The sequence below is a fragment of the Neobacillus citreus genome, from assembly GCF_018343545.2.
GTDB lineage: Bacteria > Bacillota > Bacilli > Bacillales > Cytobacillaceae > Neobacillus > Neobacillus citreus.
The window spans coordinates 8,961-29,577 of the sequence record NZ_JAGYPE020000005.1 but is presented as its reverse complement, the minus strand read 5'-3'; the positions used below and the strand labels follow the sequence as shown (position 1 = coordinate 29,577).

General features: G+C 41.5%; 23 protein-coding genes. 19 read left to right on the top strand and 4 right to left on the bottom strand.

All coding sequences use genetic code 11. The features are described 5' to 3' along the window. Positions 1-96: 96 nt before the first annotated feature. The 3 genes from KHB02_RS04625 (at position 97) to KHB02_RS04615 (ending at position 2,187) form a co-directional block, all read left to right on the top strand. Positions 97-435, top strand: a complete 339-nt coding sequence (locus KHB02_RS04625) for a PadR family transcriptional regulator (RefSeq protein WP_213146268.1) — start codon at positions 97-99, stop codon at positions 433-435. Further along, positions 422-1,102, top strand: a complete 681-nt coding sequence (locus KHB02_RS04620; protein ID WP_241113720.1) for a DUF1129 family protein — start codon at positions 422-424, stop codon at positions 1,100-1,102. Before KHB02_RS04625 ends, KHB02_RS04620 begins: the two co-directional genes overlap by 14 nt. Before the next feature lie 152 nt (positions 1,103-1,254). After that, on the top strand, positions 1,255-2,187 hold the full coding sequence (locus KHB02_RS04615; RefSeq protein ID WP_213146735.1) for a ketopantoate reductase family protein: 933 nt from the start codon (positions 1,255-1,257) through the stop codon (positions 2,185-2,187). 119 nt (positions 2,188-2,306) lie between these two features. On the opposite strand, the gene KHB02_RS04610 is transcribed toward KHB02_RS04615, so the two are convergent. Both KHB02_RS04610 and KHB02_RS04605 read right to left on the bottom strand, forming a co-directional pair. After that, positions 2,307-3,290: a DUF3231 family protein gene (locus KHB02_RS04610; protein ID WP_213146269.1), complete on the bottom strand. Its 984-nt coding sequence runs from the start codon at positions 3,288-3,290 to the stop codon at positions 2,307-2,309. A 268-nt stretch (positions 3,291-3,558) separates the two neighbouring features. Next, the gene (locus KHB02_RS04605) at positions 3,559-3,861 is read right to left on the bottom strand and encodes a winged helix-turn-helix transcriptional regulator (RefSeq protein ID WP_277398168.1); all 303 of its coding nucleotides are present in this window, start codon (positions 3,859-3,861) and stop codon (positions 3,559-3,561) included. A 171-nt stretch (positions 3,862-4,032) separates the two neighbouring features. Here KHB02_RS04605 and KHB02_RS04600 point away from each other — a divergent pair, with 171 nt between their 5' ends. The 5 genes from KHB02_RS04600 (at position 4,033) to KHB02_RS04580 (ending at position 8,729) form a co-directional block, all read left to right on the top strand. Beyond that, positions 4,033-4,440, top strand: coding sequence for a DoxX family protein (locus KHB02_RS04600; RefSeq protein WP_213146271.1), 408 nt, complete (start codon positions 4,033-4,035; stop codon positions 4,438-4,440). Between the two features lie 16 nt (positions 4,441-4,456). Beyond that, complete coding sequence (locus tag KHB02_RS04595) at positions 4,457-5,305, top strand: VOC family protein (RefSeq protein WP_213146272.1); 849 nt, start codon at positions 4,457-4,459, stop codon at positions 5,303-5,305. A gap of 36 nt (positions 5,306-5,341) precedes the next feature. Then, positions 5,342-6,406 carry an LLM class flavin-dependent oxidoreductase gene (locus KHB02_RS04590; RefSeq protein ID WP_213146273.1) on the top strand — a complete coding sequence of 355 codons (1,065 nt, stop codon included), beginning with the start codon at positions 5,342-5,344 and terminating at the stop codon, positions 6,404-6,406. A gap of 23 nt (positions 6,407-6,429) precedes the next feature. Beyond that, entirely contained in the window at positions 6,430-7,029 is a 600-nt protein-coding gene (locus KHB02_RS04585; protein ID WP_213146274.1) for an NADPH-dependent FMN reductase, read from the top strand. Between the two features lie 305 nt (positions 7,030-7,334). Then, positions 7,335-8,729 carry an amino acid permease gene (locus KHB02_RS04580; RefSeq protein ID WP_213146275.1) on the top strand — a complete coding sequence of 465 codons (1,395 nt, stop codon included), beginning with the start codon at positions 7,335-7,337 and terminating at the stop codon, positions 8,727-8,729. Between the two features lie 164 nt (positions 8,730-8,893). Here the strand turns inward: KHB02_RS04580 and KHB02_RS04575 are convergent, their stop codons facing one another. Then, positions 8,894-9,109 (bottom strand): spore germination protein, encoded by a 216-nt coding sequence (locus KHB02_RS04575; protein WP_213146276.1) that lies wholly within the window; start codon positions 9,107-9,109, stop codon positions 8,894-8,896. Positions 9,110-9,262: 153 nt separating this feature from the next. Between KHB02_RS04575 and KHB02_RS04570 the strand changes: the two genes are divergently transcribed. Further along, entirely contained in the window at positions 9,263-10,150 is an 888-nt protein-coding gene (locus tag KHB02_RS04570) for a YitT family protein (protein ID WP_213146277.1), read from the top strand. A 160-nt stretch (positions 10,151-10,310) separates the two neighbouring features. Here the strand turns inward: KHB02_RS04570 and KHB02_RS04565 are convergent, their stop codons facing one another. Continuing rightward, positions 10,311-11,099, bottom strand: coding sequence for an HAD family hydrolase (locus KHB02_RS04565; protein WP_213146278.1), 789 nt, complete (start codon positions 11,097-11,099; stop codon positions 10,311-10,313). Between the two features lie 254 nt (positions 11,100-11,353). Here KHB02_RS04565 and KHB02_RS04560 point away from each other — a divergent pair, with 254 nt between their 5' ends. The 10 genes from KHB02_RS04560 (at position 11,354) to KHB02_RS04515 (ending at position 20,171) form a co-directional block, all read left to right on the top strand. Further along, a complete protein-coding gene (locus KHB02_RS04560) occupies positions 11,354-11,725 on the top strand; it encodes a MerR family transcriptional regulator (RefSeq protein WP_213146279.1) in 372 nt (123 codons plus the stop codon). 15 nt (positions 11,726-11,740) lie between these two features. Beyond that, positions 11,741-12,052 carry a thioredoxin family protein gene (locus tag KHB02_RS04555; protein WP_213146280.1) on the top strand — a complete coding sequence of 104 codons (312 nt, stop codon included), beginning with the start codon at positions 11,741-11,743 and terminating at the stop codon, positions 12,050-12,052. 252 nt (positions 12,053-12,304) lie between these two features. Then, positions 12,305-13,183, top strand: a complete 879-nt coding sequence (locus tag KHB02_RS04550; RefSeq protein WP_213146281.1) for a DMT family transporter — start codon at positions 12,305-12,307, stop codon at positions 13,181-13,183. 285 nt (positions 13,184-13,468) lie between these two features. Then, the gene (locus KHB02_RS04545) at positions 13,469-14,026 is read left to right on the top strand and encodes a DUF4240 domain-containing protein (protein WP_213146736.1); all 558 of its coding nucleotides are present in this window, start codon (positions 13,469-13,471) and stop codon (positions 14,024-14,026) included. 301 nt (positions 14,027-14,327) lie between these two features. After that, positions 14,328-15,026: a GntR family transcriptional regulator gene (locus KHB02_RS04540; protein WP_241113719.1), complete on the top strand. Its 699-nt coding sequence runs from the start codon at positions 14,328-14,330 to the stop codon at positions 15,024-15,026. A gap of 144 nt (positions 15,027-15,170) precedes the next feature. Further along, the gene (locus KHB02_RS04535) at positions 15,171-16,139 is read left to right on the top strand and encodes an aminopeptidase (RefSeq protein WP_213146283.1); all 969 of its coding nucleotides are present in this window, start codon (positions 15,171-15,173) and stop codon (positions 16,137-16,139) included. A gap of 100 nt (positions 16,140-16,239) precedes the next feature. Then, the gene (locus KHB02_RS04530) at positions 16,240-17,349 is read left to right on the top strand and encodes an extracellular solute-binding protein (protein WP_241113718.1); all 1,110 of its coding nucleotides are present in this window, start codon (positions 16,240-16,242) and stop codon (positions 17,347-17,349) included. Between the two features lie 31 nt (positions 17,350-17,380). Further along, a complete protein-coding gene (locus KHB02_RS04525) occupies positions 17,381-18,490 on the top strand; it encodes an ABC transporter ATP-binding protein (protein WP_213146284.1) in 1,110 nt (369 codons plus the stop codon). Beyond that, entirely contained in the window at positions 18,454-19,386 is a 933-nt protein-coding gene (locus KHB02_RS04520; protein WP_213146285.1) for an ABC transporter permease, read from the top strand. The genes KHB02_RS04525 and KHB02_RS04520 overlap by 37 nt, the downstream gene beginning before the upstream one ends. After that, the gene (locus tag KHB02_RS04515; RefSeq protein WP_213146286.1) at positions 19,386-20,171 is read left to right on the top strand and encodes an ABC transporter permease; all 786 of its coding nucleotides are present in this window, start codon (positions 19,386-19,388) and stop codon (positions 20,169-20,171) included. Before KHB02_RS04520 ends, KHB02_RS04515 begins: the two co-directional genes overlap by 1 nt. The last annotated feature ends 446 nt before the right edge of the window (positions 20,172-20,617 follow it).

Here is a 20,617-nt window from a genome sequence, read left to right as displayed (position 1 = left end):
ATATGATAGGTAATGTCAAGCTATCTTGTTTTGCAAGGTAGCTAAATTAAAACATAGTATCTTGTATTACAAGATAGCGATAAGGACGAAACGTTAATGTCTTTGAGAAGCCAATTATTAAAAGGGATTTTGGAAGGATGTATTCTATCAATTATTGAAAAAGAAACGGTTTATGGGTATGAACTATCACAGAAACTTCAACAATTTGGCTTGAATGATGTGAGTGAAGGATCCATTTATCCCATTTTGCTTCGTCTCCAAAAGGAGGGGTTAATTAAAGGTGAAATGCGCGCTTCCCCAACAGGTCCTAAACGGAAATACTACCAACTTACTATTCAAGGGGAAAAGGCAATAGCTGAATTTCGAGAGGAATGGGAAAATATTCAGAAACCTGTAGATAAATTGTTAAATAGGGGGTTGGATGATGAACGCTAAAGAGTTGATTGAACTAAATAATCGAAAACGAAATGAATTGACGAAAGAAAATGAAGAATATTACGGTAAAATGCTCGTTTATATCCGAGCGAGTTTGGCCGTTTCGGAGCAGCAATCAGAAGAATTATTAATGGAGCTTTTAGATCATATCATTGAGGCACAGAAAGAAGGAAAACGAGCTGTGGATATATTTGGAGAGAATCCATCTGCGTACTGTGATGAAATGATCAAGCAGTTACCTAAAGAACCGGGGAAAAGCACAGCCTATTTTATAGTCTTTTTGTTAGTGAAGCTGGCAGGCTTAATAGCTGTAGTGAATGGGATCGGAGACATCATAATCCACTATTTTAAAAATAGCGATCAGACAGTGTATGTCGGGACAGCCATTGTTACGTTTATAATCGTTGCTTGTATCATTTTCCTTGATGTGGTTCTAATCTTAAAATGGCTGCAACAATCTGTTTACAAAGTATCAAATAAAGTGAAAGATTTTGCGTTATTATCTTTCATTATGACACTATCCATACTCGGTATGGTTTTTCTCCCTAGACTTATTCCTAACTTTGGATATGTAATAGAAGTTGGAGGCTTTCTATACCTAATTGTCGGAGTCGCTGTACTCAGCATCTCCAAATGGTTAGACCGCAAATATTGTATTACAAAATAAAATTGAGGCATGGGGACGGTTCTTATGCATCAATTCAGGGATCTCGTTTGGTAGTATGTTGCAACATATACCGAATGCGGACCTTGTGCCGGACCGCGGAATGAGGCGGCAGAACCGTCCCCATGCATCATAAGAAAGGAATTAGGGCTGTCATGGAAATAAAAAAGGTATCAATTATTGGATTAGGGGCTTTAGGGATTTTGTTTGGCCATCATTTGACCAAGAAAATGCCAAAGAATGATTTAAGGATAATTGCCGATCAGGATCGAATTGGGAGATACCAAACTGACGGGGTTTATTGTAATGGTGAACGCTGTGAATTCCATTATGTAACACCAGAGGAAAAATGCGAAACAGCTGATCTATTGATTTTTGCGGTGAAATATGATGGGTTGGAGGATTCGATCCAAGCTGCAAGAAATCATGTCGGAGAAAACACAATCATTTTATCACTGCTAAATGGGATCAGCAGTGAGGATGTTATTGGCAAAGCGTTTGGGATGGATAAAATCCTATATAGTGTCGCCCAAGGTATGGACGCCGTTAAGGTTGGCAATGAGCTAACTTATGCCAATAAGGGAATGATTTGTTTTGGGGACCGGGAATTTGGAGTAATTTCAGATAAGGTTAAGAGTGTGGAGGCATTTTTTGAAAAAATGGAACTTCCTTATCAGGTAGACACAGATATGAAGAAGAGATTATGGGGCAAATTTATGCTCAATGTAGGTGTGAATCAAACGGTTGCTGTTTACAGGAGCGACTATGGTGAAATACAGCGGGAAGGACAAGCAAGAGATACGATGATTGCTGCTATGCGTGAGGTCATTGCACTGTCTGAGAAAGAAGGAGTCCATTTAACGGAGGCAGATTTAGACTATTGGTTAACCGTGCTGGGCACCTTGAGTCCTGAAGGAAAGCCGTCAATGGCTCAAGATGTTGAAGCAAAACGATTCAGTGAAGTGGATTTATTCTCTGGCACGGTTTTAGAACTAGGGAAGAAATTTGGCATTCCGACGCCTGTTAACAAAGAGCTTTACGAGCGGATTAAGTTGATGGAAAGTGAGTATGAATCATCGTATTTTTAAATAGTAAAAACAAAAGGGCAGACTCCCATAACAATTAACTAGCGGGAGTCACCCTTTTTTATTGGTTTCCACTCTGAAATTTTCGAAAAAATTTGAGGCAGAAGAACCGTCCCCATGCCTCATGAGTTTCGTTCGGAGGCCATTGGAGGCTGTTCAAACCATTTTTTTTCAATCATAAGACTCAATCCATCATCTAGGAAGGTACCAGTTTCCACGATGTATGACGCAAACATAGCGCTTAAATCTCTTCTTGCAACGACACTTAAGGCATTTCCATACCTGCTAATGGCGATTTCGACAAGAGAAAGGGCTTCGAACATAATTAATTGATCTGAAAATGGTGAAGTGGTGGAGTCTGTTATTTCAGATTCGTATGTGGCTAGAAAAGGCAAGCTCTCAATTGAATTTAGAGATTGGATTTTCTCTACTCGCTTTCCTGCTATATCCTTCCCTCTTTTACAATACTTTTGGACCTTCGGATCTTTTGCAATTTGAGAAAATGCCATAAGCATTATTTTTGCTAACATAACACCACGAAGACTATAGAATAGGCTATCAATTTCTATGGCACTAACGGGGCGTTGTTCCCCCCACCAACCTGCTAGGAAGGATTGTTCTTGAACTAATTCAGCCTGCTTAGGCGGGGCAATATAGACAGGTTGATGTTGGCACCCTTTTTTATGGATCGCTTCTGTAATTTTCTGATATAGTTCAGTCGAATTAAAAAGGCAATTTTTTATATAGGCAAGAACTTCAGGTGTTTCAGTTTTTCCCAATGTTAACCCGTATCCATATACCCCATATTCAGAGAGGATCTGAAGTACGAAAAGCACCAGTTTATCTGACATTAATCTAGGTGCATTTGGGATGGCATCTTTAATTATAGTGAAACCAATTGGTTGAGGAAAACCTGCTCTTTCATATAAATCTAAACCTTCTTTAACAATTTGGTGTGCTAGATCCTTAGAGCATTGTAATATCATTTTTAAATCTTCATCTTCCGCGTGTGAAGTCCAATGTTCAAGGAAGCAAAGATGTGCTTGATTACCAATAATGTATCTCCAAATATTCGAAATCTCTCCAGCCGTTGGTTTAAACTCCATATTTCTCTCCTAATTCATTCATTCTTTTCATATTGTTAAATTGAAGCAAGGGGACGGTTCTTATGCATCATTTCAGGTGTTTTGAGAAGTTTTCGCACTTACCCTGCACTAACACGGGCAAGATGCCGGATTTCGGGATGAGGCAGAAGAACCGTCCCCACGCATCAACAAAAAGGGCAGACTCCCATTACGATTAAGTAGTGGAAGTCTGCCCTTTGTTTATAGGGTTCAACTCTGATATTTGAGGCAAAAGAACCGTCCCCATGCATCACAACCAGTTCTGTGACCAGTCCTCTATGCTGTTCATGAGTGGTTTTAGTGCTTGGCCTTTGTCGGTTAGTGAATATTCGATTCGGACTGGAGTTTCCGGGAAGACTTCCCGTTTTACGATTCCCTCATTTTCCAAATCCTTCAACCTTTCTGAGAGCACTCTGCCGCTTACACCAATTGAAGATTCAATGGTGCAAAACCGCTGCGGACCAGATAAAAGCTGGTAAATGATCATACCGGTCCATCGTTGGCTCAATAACCCCATGGCTTTTTCAAAGCGAGGACAAATCGATTTATCCAATTGAATCAACTCCTTACTAATTATTATAAACATATTTAAAAATAATTAAATTGTTTTTTACAAATTACTTACTTGACACCATAAACTTATCGAAATATACTTACTTACATAAAGTAACTAACTAACAAATTGTTTTTAAAACAAAATCAAAATCAAAGGAGTGCATAGTAAATGGCAAGAAAAAATGAAGTGGTAACAACTATTTTACGAGTATTTTTGGGGGCAACCTTCTTAATACATGGGGTTGCAAAATTCCAAGGCGGCATTGAAAATACGGCTGGCTTTTTTGAAAGTTTAGGTATTCCGGGTTTTACAGCTTATGTGGTAGCTCTAATCGAATTAATCGGTGGCATCGCGGTTATTTTAGGAATAGGAACAAGGATAATTTCGATTCTCTTTGCGATTGTTTTGACTGTTGCCATTGTAAAAGTAAAAATCGCTGTCGGATTTCTTGGCAATGGTCAAATGGCAGGCTATGAGCTTGACTTAGCTTTAATGGCAATTTCAATTTATCTCGCTGCAGCAAATAAATCAGTTCTAGCGTTGGATAACGTCCTGTTTCGCTCTGAGAAAGCATAAAAAGGGGGCAACAAAAATGAATTTTCATCGTGAACCTATTACATTTGTAGGCCAAGTGAATCTAAAGGTAGAAAATTTACAACGTTCATTAGCTTTTTATCAACAAGTGGTTGGTTTTAAGGTATTGGATCAATCGGAGCGAACCGCTAATCTTACTGCTGATGGAAAGACCGTTTTATTATCGATCGAACAACCAACGAACGTGGTGCCAAAGCAGGGAAAAACAACCGGATTGTACCACTATGCCCTGCTTCTTCCGAATCGTTCAGATTTAGCGAGAATCGTGCAGCATTTTGCGGAAATCGGCTTGCGGTTCGGTTCCTCCGATCATCTTGTGAGCGAAGCTCTTTATTTATCCGACCCTGATGGAAATGGAATTGAAATTTATATCGACCGTGACCCTTCCGTATGGAATTGGAATAAGGGAGAAGTGGCAATGGCCGTTGACCCGTTGAATTTCTCCGACCTGCTTTCTGGCGGAAAACAGCCCGCATGGGAAGGGCTGCCGGCCGGCACGGTGATGGGACATATCCATTTACATGTTTCCGAATTAAGAAAGACTGAAGAGTTCTATACCAAAGGTCTTGGATTTGAAGTGGTAAACCGATTTGGAAATCAAGCACTTTTCATTTCCGATGGTAAATACCATCACCATATTGGCTTAAATACTTGGAATGGGGTAGGCGCGCCTGCACCTTCTCCTAATAGTGTTGGACTTGAAACATTTACGCTCATGCTGGCAAATGAGGAAAAGAGAAATAATATAATAAATCAACTGAAGAGTATTGGAGCATCTGTTGCTGAAGAAAATGGTTCGTTCATTACTTCTGATCCTTCAGGTAACCGCATCATCCTGAGAGTTTGAAAAAATTATCCATGATAACTGGGGGAATATCCTGTTATGCAAAAGGAAAAGAAAACGGGAATAGAAATTGGCCTCTATACACTTGGGGATATATGTGTAGACCCTCATACTGGTCAAACGGTCAGTGCAGGGCAAAGAATAAAGGAAATAATGGCTGCCGCTACACTTGCCGACGAAGCTGGACTTGATGTGTTTGGAGTGGGTGAACATCACCGCTTAGACTATGCCACGTCTGCCGTTCCAGTTGTTTTAGCGGCAATTGCACAAAAAACCAAACGAATTAAATTGACCAGTACTACGACCGTATTAAGCACGGTTGATCCTGTTCGTCTGTTTGAAGATTTCGCTACGCTGGATTTGCTTTCAGAAGGAAGGGCAGAAATCATGGCAGGCCGCGGGGCTTTCATAGAATCCTTCCCTTTATTCGGGTATGACATAAATGATTATGACGCCTTGTTCTCGGAGAATATCGATTTATTTTTAAAGCTTAACGAAAACGAGAGGATTACCTGGGATGGCCACTTTCGTTCCTCTTTAAAAAATGCTGAAATTGCTCCGCGGCCTTTCCAAAACCAGATACCCGTTTGGATTGGTGTAGGGGGAACGCCGGAAAGTGCAGCCCGTGCAGGCAGGCTAGGTGTTGGGATGGCTTTGGCAATACTCGGCGGCGACCCAGTTCGATTTAAGCCACTGGTAGAACTGTACCGTAATGCGGGCATTGCTGCGGGGCATGATTTGGAAAAATTAAAGGTAGGTGTTACGGGTCATGGGTATATTTCAAAAACAACCCAGCAGGCCAAGGATGAATTTTACCCTTATTATTCAAATTACTGGTCAAATGTAAACCGCCAGCGCGGGATGACAAGTGGAAAAATATCAAAATCAGATTTTGAACATATGACAGGTCCGGATACCGCCTTGTTTGTAGGAAGCCCACAACAGATTGTGGAGAAAATCCTTCGACAACACGAACTTTTTGGGCACCAGCGGTTTATGGCACAGATAGATATAGGCGGTATTCCATTTAAGAAAATAGCTGAAGGAATTGAATTGTTGGCGACAGAAGTAGCGCCAATCGTGCGGAGAGAAACAAGTAAATAAAAAATTTTAGGGGTGTCATGAAAATGGGCTTTATAGACAAACTATTTGGGAAACAAACGAAGGAGGAAATAGCTGTGACAACTGAAAAATTAAACATTGGAATTATCTTAGGCAGCACACGCCAAGGTCGTGTAAGCCCGCAGGTTGGAGAATGGGTCAAAGGGATTGCTGATAAACGCGGCGATGCTAACTACGAAATCGTCGATATTGCTGACTTTAATTTGCCATTTTTGGGAACAACAGATGGTTCCGAGCCAGGCATTGCTACTTGGAATGAGAAACTAGCCAGCCTTGATGGATTTGTATTCATCGTTCAAGAATACAACCACAGTATTACGGGTGCGTTAAAAAATGCCATCGATTTTGCTCGTGAAGCTTGGTATAACAAAGCTGCTGGTATTGTCAGCTATGGCTCGACTGGCGGAGCTCGCGCTGCTGAACATTTACGTGGAATTCTTGCCGAACAAAAAGTGGCGGATGTTCGCACACATCCAACATTGAGCCTATTTACCGACTTCGTAAATGGAACCGAATTTAAACCACAAGAATTACACCTCAACAATGTAAACGCCATGCTAGAAGAAGTTAATGCATGGAGCGGAGCATTAAAAACATTACGATAAAATAAAAATCACCAAAGAGGCTGACTCAACTTGAGCAGCCTCTATTTTTTTGAGGCATGGGGACGGTTCTCATGCCTCAATTCTTGTTTTTTCAGAAATATATACGGTACTATGTTTGAACACGGGTTTTTAGCTGTCACCGGTCGATGAGGCAAAAGAACCGTCCCTCTGCATCATTTAATACAGTAAAGCGTTAATTTGCTTCATTGCTTGAAAATTCTTAAATAATTATAATCTCTTAAATAAGGTAGTAGAAATGATTGGGATTCAAATTAGTAGAGGCATAAAGCTAGGAGGAGTAAGGGTTGGGGAAAAATCATCAAAGTGAGAAGTTGCAGCGAGGTTTAGATAATAGGCACATCCAGTTAATCGCACTTGGAGGTGCGATTGGGGTTGGTCTATTTTATGGCTCAAGTGCCACGATTCAAATGGCGGGTCCGTCTGTTCTGTTGTCATATTTAGTCGGAGGCCTGGTTATTTTCACCATTATGAGAGCGCTGGGAGAAATGGCTGTAGATGAACCGGTTTCAGGTTCATTTAGTTCATACGCCCATCGATATTTAGGTCCGTTTGCAGGTTACTTCACCGGGTGGACCTATTGGTTTATGTGGGTTGTCGTTGGAATGGCTGAGATCACGGTGGTTGGTGTTTATGTGAATTACTGGTTTCTAGATATTCCGCAATGGCTGACAGCATTGGCGGTACTTGTCGTGATTACACTAATTAATCTTGCCAATGTAAAAGCATTTGGAGAGTTTGAGTTTTGGTTTGCGCTGGTTAAAGTGGTTGCCATTATTGGAATGATTATTCTTGGATTAGGAATTATCCTTTTTGGCTTCGGAAATGGAGGTCAGCCGATCGCTTTTGAAAACCTTTGGTCTCATGGAGGATTCGTGCCAAACGGTATCAAAGGTATTTTAATGTCATTGGTTCTTGTCATGTTTTCATTTGGCGGAGTAGAATTGGTTGGAATTACAGCAGGGGAGGCAAAAAATCCTGAAAAGTCGATTCCATCAGCCATTAACAATGTTGTCTGGAGGATATTAATTTTTTATATTGGTGCATTAGGTATCATGATGGTTTTATATCCTTGGAATCAGATTGGCACGAAAGGAAGCCCGTTTGTGTTGATTTTTGACAAAGTTGGAATTCCGGGTGCCGCCGATATTATTAACTTTGTGGTCATAACAGCAGCATTATCCGCTTTTAATAGTGGGTTATTCAGTTCGGGAAGGATGCTATATAACTTATCATTGCAAAATAACGGTCCGCAATATTTCGGAAAGCTTAGCAAGAGTGGCAGTCCGAGACGTGGAGTCCTCTTCTCGTCATTTATTTTATTGGTGGCAGTAGTTTTGAATTATATTGTTCCTGAAAAAGTGTTCTTGTATATTTCTTCTGTAGCCACAGTTGCGGTTATCACTAGCTGGACGATTATCCTGATTGCACAATTAAAGTTCAGGCAATCAAAAACAGAAAATGAAATAGAAAAACTAGCATTTAAAATTCCGTTATATCCATTTTCAACCTACTTAGCCCTAACTTTTCTAGCACTTGTCATCATCCTAATGGCATTTATCCCAGAAATGCGAATAGCCTTATACGTAGCGCCTATTTGGTTTCTGATTCTTTATATAGGGTATAAAAAGGGACAGAGGGACGGTTCTCATGCATCAGTTTCTCGGACTACAAAGGAATAATAAACAGGCTTTACTTCAAATAAGGAGTAAAGCCTTTTTAGTTTTGGGATGAGGCAAGGGGACGGTTCTCATGCATCAATTTAGATGTTTTCAGAAATATGTGCCCCCATGCATCAAACATTGTTTAATACAAATCCTAAATAAAAAATACGATGTTCGTTTGCCTAAGAATCTTGGACTGTTTTTTCATTTGGAACGGTTATATTGCCATAATTAATATTGGTGAATGAGTTGGAAGAGCCATCGCCGAAACTAAAATTGCCGCCGATTATGATATTATTAGAAGTATGGCTGTTTTGAGTGGTTCCGCTAAAATTTACGTTTGCATTGTTGGAAAGTGCTTGTACCTTAAATTGACTTATATTGAGTGAGTTTGCCATTTCGAATCACCGTCCTTTCTCCATTTTATTTTGAAGAAAGGCATGTGTTTGTCCAGAGGCCTAGCAGTAAGGGAGTTTTATTGTGCTTTATGGATGAGGCAGGAGAACCGTCCCCTTGCATCATCCATGCATCAAAAATAGAGGGGGAATTGTATGAGTACATATGCAGAAAAAAAGAAAGCGAATCATAAAAGGTTAACGGCAAGAAATATTGTTAAAAGGGGATTATTTATTACGGTTGGTGCCATCATTATGGCTTATGGATTAGAGGCTGTGTTAATTCCAAACAATATGATTGACGGTGGGGTAACGGGCTTATCCATGATATTGAGCCATGTGACAGCCTTTAACCTTAGTATTTTCTTGGTTATTCTAAACCTGCCGTTCTTTTTCTTAGGCTATAAACAGATTGGGAAAACCTTTGCGATTAGCATGTTATATGGAATTATAGCCCTATCTGTGGCGACTTCTTTCATGCATCATGTAAAACCGATCGTAAATAATGAATTGCTGGCTGTTGTTTTCGGAGGATTAATATTAGGCTTAGGAGTAGGGTTAACCATCAGAAATGGCGGAGTGTTAGATGGTACAGAAACGTTGGCCATTCTAGTTGAAAAGAGGGTCCCGTTTTCTGTAGGTGAAATCATCATGTTTGTGAATGTGATCATCTTCTCAGTTGCAGCCTTTGTCTTCTCTGTCGAAAATGCTTTATTTTCGATGCTTACCTATTATATTGCCTTCAAAACCATTGACGTTGTGGTAAAAGGTATGGATGATATGAAATCGGTGTATATCATAAGTGATAACACCACGGAGATAGCGGATGCCATCTCCGAGCGATTAGGCCGGGGAGTGACCTTTCTGCACGGAGAGGGTTCCTATAGCGGTGAAGATAAACGTGTTATTTTAAGTGTCTTTACAAGGCTGGAGGAAACAAAAATGAAAGATATCATCAGAGAATTAGACCCCCAAGCCTTCATCATAGCAACAGACGTAACCGCAGTACATGGCGGCCGCTTTAAGAAAAAAGACATTCACTAATGGGATGATGGTGAGGCATGGGGACGGTTCTTATGCATCATTTCAGGCTTTCTAAAAATATACATAACCATGCAACGTTACGGAACCTGAGAACCCTGAGCCAGGCCCAAAATGAGACAAGAGAACCGTCCCCATGCATCAAGCCAGAACCACCCATGCATCAAACCACGTATGCTTTATGAAGATAACGTTCTATAAATTCTGCTAATCCATCTTTTTCGTGGTGTCCAGTCACGAAATCAGCTGCTGTTTTAACCTCTTCGCTAGCGTTCCCCATTGCCACGCCGGTACCGATATGACGAAGCATTTCTATATCATTGGGTCCGTCTCCAATGGCTACGGCCTCCTTTGGGCTAATTCGATAAGCACGAAGTAAGCTTTTTATGGCAGACCATTTGGAAACATTAGGAGCGAGCAGTTCAAATCCATTATTCCAATCGATGACTTCTGCTTCCTTTTTAAACAAAGCTGAAAATTTCGGACTTGGTGCACCTGTTAGAACACTATATTTCAATACATCTTGATAATTTGCCTGTCTTAAATCTCCAATATATCGTGGCGGAATTTGCCCAACTTTTGTCCAATATTCAATTTCTTCATTTGTTTCCTTACAATAAAGCCCATTTGCTGTATGAACAATAACATTAAAAGGATTTTCAGCGGTTAGCTGGTGAAATCGTGCTTCGTCCACTCGAACGGTTTGCATTTGCATAGCTTTTCCAGTCTGTCCATCGTGAATGGCGGCACCATTCAAACAGATCATCGGCGTTTGTAGGCCAATTTCTTTATGGTAGGGAGCAGTTACTTCATAGTGTCTGCCTGTGGCTAGAAACACCGTGACCCCCTGATTAATGAGCCTATAAATGGCCTCCATATTTCGGCAGGAAATGTTGTTTGAGGCTTTTAGCAGTGTACCATCCATATCGATAAATATCGCACGCACATTCATTTATTCTGCCCCCTCATTCGTTGGTAAACCAATCATAACATCTGAAAATTAAAGTCTTGTAAACTTAGTGTATAGATTAAATGAAGTTTATTGGGAGGCAAGTGATGGTTTTATGCAAGAACATAATAGCATTCCATTAACGGGTGCTTTCCTCAAAAATCTTTATGTTTTTTTCTAAAAAAACCATTGACCTTAACATTAATGTGAGGGTTTATAATAACCATAACATCATTAAGAAGGGGGGTTCTTCCCCATTGAAAATTGGTGAGTTATCCAGGCTAACTGGGGTGAGTGTTCGTTCATTACGGTACTACGAAGAACAAGGAATTCTAAGCCCTATGCGCTTAGCAAACGGATATCGCGAATATCATGATTTGGCAGTGGAACAAGTGAACACCATTAAGTTTTATTTAAATTTGGGACTCACGATTGAGCAAATCTCAGGTTTTTTAAATTGTGTCTTGAAAAATAAAGAAGCTTTCTGTAATGAAATTCTCCCCATCTACGAAGAAAAACTGCAGGAGCTGGATCATCAAATTCAGCTGCTTACAATGATTCGCTCTAATTTAATTGAACGGATAACCTCAATCAAGGAAGAACGTACCCGTATTGATGGTGGAAATTAGAGGGAGGTTTTACAGATGATTAAAGAATTAGATCTTCATAATTTTTATAAAGAAATTGAAAATGGGATTACACTGGTTGAGTTTGGTGCCAAGTGGTGTCCGCCATGCCGTATCCAGGAGCCCATTCTAGAGGAGTTATCATTGGAGTGGGGAGATAACATTTCGATCGCAAAGGTTGACACTGATAAAGAATCGGACCTGGCTGCAAAATATGAAGTTCAAGGAATCCCCACGCTTGTGATATTTAAAGATGGAAAAAAAGTAGACTCTCTTCGTGGACTCCATTATATAGAACAAATAAAATCAAAAATAGAAGGAGTACTCTAAACTAACGGCCAGTTTTACAGGAAAAAATTATCCTAACTGGTGATCTGCTGGGCAAGCAAAGTCAACTTTTTTGATGAACGGTGGAAAAAGAGTTTAAGGTCGGAGCTGTCGATATTGACAGCTTTTTTCTGATTTAGCAAACGAAAGCAGATTGGAATCCATCCAAAAAATAAGCTGGAAAGTTTGGAATTGCAATCAAGTTATTGTGTTTCTTTTTGTGATATCCTTGGGGGTAGTCAGGGAGGGGAAGAGATGAAACAATATATAGGTGATGGAATGCTGCTCGTTACAGCGATAATTTGGGGCAGCGGATTTGTTGTAACCGATATTGCACTAAACTATTTTACTGCTTATCAGGTGATGGCAGGTAGATTTGTTTTAGCTACAATTTTACTAACAGTGCTATTTGGCTACAAATTTAAAAAATTTACAAAAGCTGTCGTGAGGAAAGGTGCTATTCTAGGAACCTTTTTATATATGGGATTTGCTTTACAAACGGTTGGTTTGCAATATACGACACCATCTAAAAATGCATTTTTGACTGCCGTCAATGTTGTCATTGTGCCGATCATTGCTTACCTCATTTATAAGCGAAGAATTGATCGATTTGAAATGTACGGTTCGATCATAGCTATAGTAGGCATTGGCCTTTTATCCATGCAAAGCTCTATGATAATCAATATAGGCGACGCTTTATCCCTTGGGTGTGCAGTAGCCTTTGCTTTTAATATTTTTTACACCAACCTTTTTGTCCAAAAGGAAGATAGCATTTCACTGACGATAGTCCAATTCATCACAGCATCTTTGTTAAGTGTAGTCTCGGTGTTCATCCAAGGTGATATACCGACGGCGATTGAGGGAGAAGGAATGTATTCGATTTTGTACTTAGCGGTGTTTTCAACAACGATTGCCTATCTTACTCAAAATAGGGCACTTCAATTTACAACCGCTACAAAGGCATCCATTATTTTATCAACAGAATCATTTTTCGGAATGGTGTTGTCTGTTTTATTTTTACATGAAGTATTGACCGGTCGGATGATTATGGGGGCTATGCTCATTATGATGGCCATTTTAATTGCTGAAATAAAGCCATCTTTTAAAAAATACACTGTAAAAAAAAGCGCGTGAGTGAAATAGGTTATTTCACTGCTAACACGGGCACCGAAGAATGATGCAGGAGAACCGTACCCCCCACTGGCGAACCCTCTTTATTTGAAAAAATCTGCTGCTGCTTTATTTTATATGTATTTTTTCTATGAATCTCGCTTCTGTCCTTTAGAAACGGGCTTAGAGACAAAACTAGCAAAAAATCAGTCGGAATTGTCCTTGAGAAGGAGTAAAAACGAGCAGGATTTCATTGCCTCCACCGAGAATACAACTGTTGCAAAGGCTGTTTATTTTGGAGGGATTGAAATGGATAAAATACAATTTTGGAATTTAATAGAGCAATCAAAGACGTATGAAGAAGACCAGGTACAATGGCTGACAGAGGCATTAAGCAATAAAGAAGAGAGCGAAATACTGGATTATGAGTTTATTTTCCGAAGCTACATGAATGAAAGCTATCAATCACGTCTTTGGGGAGCGGCCTATCTCATCATGGGGGGGTGCTCAGACGATTCCTTCGATTATTTTCGTGGCTGGCTTATTTCGCAGGGGCGTGAAGTGTATGAGAAAACACTAAAGAATCCCGAGTTCTTGGCTGATTATATCTCCGATGAAAATTTGGGAGAAGAAGGCGTTCCTGAAAATGAGGATTTTCTGAATATTGGATTTGATGCCTACACCTTGAAAAAGGACGGGGATCTCGAGGACTGGGACGGGGATTTGTATGACGAAATGTTGGACTTGCTGACCGAAAGAGGACTAGACCACAACAGTGACATTGAATTTGATTGGGAAGATGAGGATGATTTAATGGAGATGTTCCCGCAATTATGGGAGCGTTTCGGAGAAGATCCGTTAGGTTAAAAAATGCCAAGAAAACACTTTTCGTTTTGGCTGGCGGCTGGTCTATCACAGCTGCTCTTTGAAGGATAAAAGAGGATACATTTCAAATTTCAAAGGGATTCAAAAATATTAAACCGTCTGTTTTTAGAGACGGTTTTTATTGTAAAATAATATAGAGGTTATTTTTGTTATTTTTATAAAATAGTAAAAATAAAAAATATTCAATATTCTATAGAATATTGTATTGACAAAGTATAGTCCCAAAAATAATAATGTATTTAAGAATTATCTGAAAACGGATACATACAGAGAGGTGAAGCAGTTGAGCCAGGGTTACTTGGATCTTTCGAAAGTAGAATCGGTGGAAAGGCAGCCATTAAATGTTAGGATCTATGAAAATTTAAAGGCCGCAATCATTAAAGGGGATTTACAGGCGGGCAACCGATTAACCGAAACGGAAGTGGCGAAACAAATGAAGGTAAGTCCAACGCCAGTCCGTGAAGCCTTTCGCCGATTGGCCGCAGAGGGTCTTGTGAAAATTGTCCCTTGGAAAGGGGTTGTCATCCAAAGTTTTTCGGATGAGGAAGTAAAGGAAGCGTATCAATGCCGGGAAGCATTGGAGACACTTGCGATTAGGCTGGCGGTCGAGAATATCGATGAAGAGGGGATTGAAAGGATCCGGGTATTGCTCGAACAATCCTTCGAGGCAGAAAATGAAACCGAAATTGTCCGGTTAAATTCCGAAATCCACTCGGTCATCATTGAGTATGCACGAAATGCGAAATTAAAGATGCTCTTGGGTTTAGTCAGTGACGTGATTTATCATGACCGCAATATTTCTGCTTATAATTCAAGCCGAAGAGAAAAGATCAATGCCGAGCATTTAGAAATCTTCCAGGCTCTAAAAGAGAAAAATGCGGACAAAGCGGAACAAGCGATGAGAGTTCATATTCAGAATGGACTCGAATATATCAATCAAGAAAACTTGTCAAAAAAGAAGGGGACCAAGTCTCCAGAATAAGGGGAAATCGTGAGAAGTAACAACCTCTCACTTTTTATCAAATATAGATTCTATAGAATATATTTTTTTAAATGCAAATTCTATAGAATATAGAAAAGTGGAAAAATTTATCAATCCAACCAGAACAAAGGGGAGAAAAATCAGATGAAAACGATTTTGATGAGCAAGGGAGCCCGAACAATTGTAGAGGTGTGCGCGGGTGTCCAACCAAATGAACAAGTATTGATTGTGACAGAACCAAAAATGCTGAATATTGCCAAGAGCATTTCCGCAGCCGTTGTCGCTGCAGGGGCAGAGCCGACAATGGCCATGATGCCGCCGCGGAACTCAGATGGGCAGGAGCCTCCGGCACCAATCGCCGCTGCCATGGAGGCGAGTGATGTGTTTATCAGTGCGGTCTATACTTCGATTACGCACACCAGCGCAGTCCGCAATGCTGTGGATGCAGGTTCAAGAGGGATCATGCTGACCCAGTTTCATGATGAAATGTTGATTGAAGGCGGAGTTCATGCTGATTTTAAAGCAGTTGAACCGATTTGCCGGGCAGTAGCCAACGCCCTTGAAGGAGCCAACGAAATCAGGCTTACCACTCCGCATGGTACAGACCTTACCCTTTCCGCGACAGGAAGACGCTCCAACGCCATGCCATGTATGGTCAAGCCGGGTGAATTTGCTCCAGTGCCAACGGTTGAAGCGAATGTCTCACCAATCGAAGGATCCGCTCACGGCGTCATTGTGGCAGATGCCAGTATTCCTTACATAGGGATTGGATTACTTGACGAACCGGTGACAGTAAAAGTAGAAGATGGAATGATTGTTTCCATTTCCGGCGGTAAACAGGCCGACATGCTTGCTGAAAATTTGGCTTCAAAAAATGATCCGAATGTTTATAACATCGCAGAAATCGGCGTGGGCCTCAACCCTAACTGTAAATTTATTGGCTCGATGCTTGAAGATGAAGGGGTATTCGGTTCCGTGCATATCGGAATTGGTACTAATATTACCTTAGGGGGAAATGTAAAAGCGGCCTGTCATTATGACCTCATCATGACCAAACCAACGTTAGTAGCAGATGGAAAAGTGATTTTACAAAATGGGGAAGTTCTCGTTTAAAAAAAGTCGGAATTTTTTGAAGGAACTGACTTTTGTAAGCGTTCGCTGCCTATTGCAAACGTGATGAATTTATAAAATAGAACTGATATAGGGGGAAATTATGATGAAAAGAATGTTTAGTGTATTTGTTCTTTTAATGGTTATGATGCTGGCAGCCTGTGGTGTTCCAAACCCTTCTTCTAATGAAACAAGCAAAGAAAGTGGTTCGAAAGCAGAGCCTCAAACAGAGACGAAAGAAATTACGATTGCAGCCAATGGTGGAAAAATTGAAAAGTTAATCCGCGATGATTTGGCGCCAAAGTTTAAAGAAAAGTATGGCATCACGATTAATTTTGTAGCCGGTTCTTCCAATGAAATTTTAACAAAAGTCCAGCTGCAAAAGGATAACCCGCAAATCGATATCGCCATGTATGATTCCCCTGTAGCGGTTCGTGCTGAGGAAGAGGGCTTGACTGAGGCCATCGCGAAGGAAAGTATTAAAGGCTTAGACAGTATTGATGAACGGTATTTAATTGATGAACATAGTGTTCCTGTCTTAGGCTACTCCGTTGCGGTCGGCTATAACACGGATATTTTTAAAGAAAAAGGCTGGAAGGCCATCAGTTCTTGGAATGACCTGATTAGTTCCGATTATAAAGGGATGACAGCTTTCCCTGATGTCTCCAGCAACTCAGGATTTACGATGTTTCTGAGCTTGGCAAAAGCAAATGGCGGCGGCATTGACAATATGCAGCCTGGAATGGATAAAGGGAAGGAATTAGCTGCCTATTCCGATACGTTCTATAAAAACTCAACACAGATTCAACCGGCTATGCAACAGGGCGCTGCCGTGACGGTACAAGCCAGCTATACGATCGCAGGCTTACATGATGCGGGTGTTCCGGTCAAAATGGTGATTCCAAAAGAAGGGGCTCCATTGCAAGCGATCGTCGCGACAGTCGTGAAGAATTCTAAAAATAAAAAGGCTGCTGAAGATTTCATTAATTTCATGGTAACAGAGGATTCTCAGAAGAAAATTGCCGAAATTGCCTTCTATCCGGTCGTGAAAAATGTAAAACTCCCTGAAAACTACGATTCTATTATCGGTTTTAAAGATAGTGACCCTGTTTATAAGCCTGATTTCGCAGGCATCGCAAAAATCCAGCCGGAATGGACCGAAAAGTGGACGAAGGAAGTTACTCCTGAGCTTGGGAAAAAGGTGAAGAAGTAATTAGCATCAACGAACATAGGAGGGATTGAAGATGACTACTAGTGATGTGACGATTCGTGGTGTCAGTAAAAGATTTGGAACAAATGTCGTTTTGCAAAATATTGACTTGGATATCAAGCAAGGTGAGCTTCTTACCTTGCTTGGCCCCTCCGGCTGCGGGAAAACCACGACACTAAATGCCATTGCCGGGTTCCTCGATCCGGACGAGGGAGAACTATATATCAAAGGAAAAAAGATGAATGGCGTCCCTCCCTATAAACGGGACCTTGGAATGGTGTTTCAAACGTATTCTTTGTTTCCGCACATGACCGTGCACGAAAATCTTGTGTTTGGTCTTAAGCTGCGTAAGTTAAAAAAGGATGAAATGGAAAGCAGAATTAAAAGAGCACTAGAATTGGTGAAATTGACAGGCTTAGAAAAGCGGTATCCACGGGAGTTATCAGGCGGACAGCGGCAACGGGTGGCGATTGCCCGTGCGTTGGTTGTGGAGCCAGAGTTATTGCTGCTGGATGAGCCGCTAAGTAACTTAGATGCCAAACTGCGCCATGAGCTTCGTGCGGAAATTAAAAGGTTACAAAAAGAAGTCGGGGTTACCACGATTTTTGTAACCCATGATCAGGATGAAGCGCTCTCCATGTCAGACCGGATCGTCGTTATGAACCAAGGGAAAATTGAGCAAATCGGCACCCCGACCGAAATCTACCAAAATCCGCAATCAGAATTTGTCTTCCAGTTTATCGGGAAGTCGAATCGGTTTGAAGGATTAGTGGTAGAGGCTGACGCTGACCATACCGATGTCGAAATTGAGGAAGGCTGGGTCATCAAAACGAAAAAAGATAATGTCATCGGCAAGGACCGAATATTCCATGCTCACGATGTCGTCAATCTGTATATTCGGCCGGAATTAATTTCGATAAAGTCAGTTGACCAAGGGCTGGGCGTGGCTGACACTGAACTTGTCCAGCAAAGGGCCGTCATCAAGCAAATGAATTATCTCGGTTCACAATGGGAAATTGAGGTATCCGTTAAGGGGCAGCACCATGTGCAAATTATCGGACCAACGATTGAGAATTCCTGGTCGGTAGGGACGGAGGTGTTGGTGGAATGGAAAACCTCGGATATTCGCCTGACCAAAAGATGAGCGCGGACCTGCCACTGGCACCGAAAAGAAAAGTAAACGTCTTTCGAAAATACATGGCAGCCATGCTGCTTCTTGCACCACTGCTCTTATTTATCCTTGCATTCTTTGTCGTCCCAATGATTTACGTGTTTTATTTAAGCTTCATTGAAGTGGAGGGGCTCGATGTTTCCAATGCCAGTTACAGCATCGGTAACTATCTGACGTTTTTCACAGACCCCTATTTTTTAAGATCGCTCTGGATGACGATTAAGGTCAGTGTTTATGCGGTGATCATCGCTCTTATCCTTGGCTACCCCATCGCTTTGACAATGGCGAAAAGCTCGGCGCGGGTGAGGGGCTACCTAACGCTCCTTGTCGCGTCACCCTTATTGATTAGTGTGGTTGTCCGCAACTTCGGCTGGTATTTGCTGCTTGTGCCAAATGGCGTTATTGATCAATTTTTAATGGGAATTGGAATTACAGATTCCCCGTTAAAGCTTCTGTTTTCCGTACCAGGGGTCGTAATTGGTTTGGCGAATTCGTTTCTGCCATTTATGGTACTGTCCATTGCTACAAGCCTGTATAATATTGACCCATCTTTAGAAAAAGCAAGCAGTATTATCGGCGCAAGTCCGTTAAGAACCTTTTTCACGGTGACGCTGCCGCTGAGCTTGCCAGGGGTTGTGGCCGGGATTGTCTTGGTTTTCAGCATGTCGATGAGCTCGTACGTAACGCCTGCGCTCATGGGAGGCGCGAACGTGCCGGTTCTTCCGATCGTGATTTATGAGCAAATCAATACGTTATTCCGGTGGACGTTCGGTTCGGCGATCTCTTATATCTTGCTTGGGGTTACGTTAATTTCTGTTACGATTTTTTCAAGGATTTTTGAAAGGAAGTTCAAGGAGGTGTTCCGATAATGAAGGGTGTTAGGATTACTGTTACTATAATTGGTTTGATTTTTCTGCTGATTCCTCTCATTGTGACCATTGGAGCATCGTTTACCACAGCAGGTTATCCAACGTTTCCGCCAAAAGGATTTTCCCTACAATGGTATGAAAAAATATTAGACCGACCTGAGTACATGGATGCCTTTTTCAATAGTGTGAAGTTTGCTTTCTTGGCAGCGTTCTTTTCGGTCCTGCTCGGTACTATTGCAGGTCTGGCATTGGCCAAATATGAAGTGCCGGGAAAAACCTTTATCGTTTCGCTGCTGACATCGCCTTTAACGATCCCGCATTTGGTGCTGGGGGCAGCGTTGTTGATTTATTTCACGCCGATGCTGCTGGCAGGTAAGCCAACGGGCTTTCTGATTGCCCATATTGTGATTTGTGTGCCCTATGCGATACGATTTGTGTTGACGGGCTTGAGCGGCTTTGATTATACGCTGGAGCGGGCGGGGGCGGTGCTTGGCGCTAATCCGTTCGTGGTATTTTGGAAAATCACGCTGCCGATTATCCGGCCTGCGATTTTGTCTGGTGCGATGTTTGCCTTCCTGATTTCGTTTGACAACGTCACCGTTTCGCTGTTCATGGTATCAACCGATATGAGAACCCTGCCACTCGAATTGTTCTTCCATATGCAGGATTCCTATGATCCAATGGTCGCCTCCGTTTCAAGTATCGTTATCTTCATATCCGTCATATTTATCGTGATATTTGAAAAAATCTATGGAGTCGGAAAACTGTTTGGCGGGTCGCATTAACTTCTTAGCAGAACCCTGGGCTGAAGCGCCTAGGGTTCTTTTTGTGCGGAGGGGCAGGGGCGATGCATGGGAACGTTCGAGACTACCTGAATAACAAACCCTACCTCGGTTTTATAAAGACAAAAAAGAGCGGCTGAGTCGGGGTTGAAATGTCTTTAATCCCCCATCATAAGGTCAATGAAGAGCAAAACGACCCAAGCCAGGGTGGAAAATGGCCTTTATAAAGTCAATGAAGAGCAAAACGACCCAAGTCAGGGTGGAAAATGGCCTTCATAAAGTCAATGAAGAGCAAAACGGCCCAAGCCAAGGAGGATAATGGTCTACATAAGGTCAATGAAGACCAAAACGACCCAAGCCAAGGAGGAAAATGGTCTTCATAAGGTCAATGAAGACCCAAACGCCTCAGGCCAAGATGGAAAATGGTCTTCATAAGGTCAATGAAGACC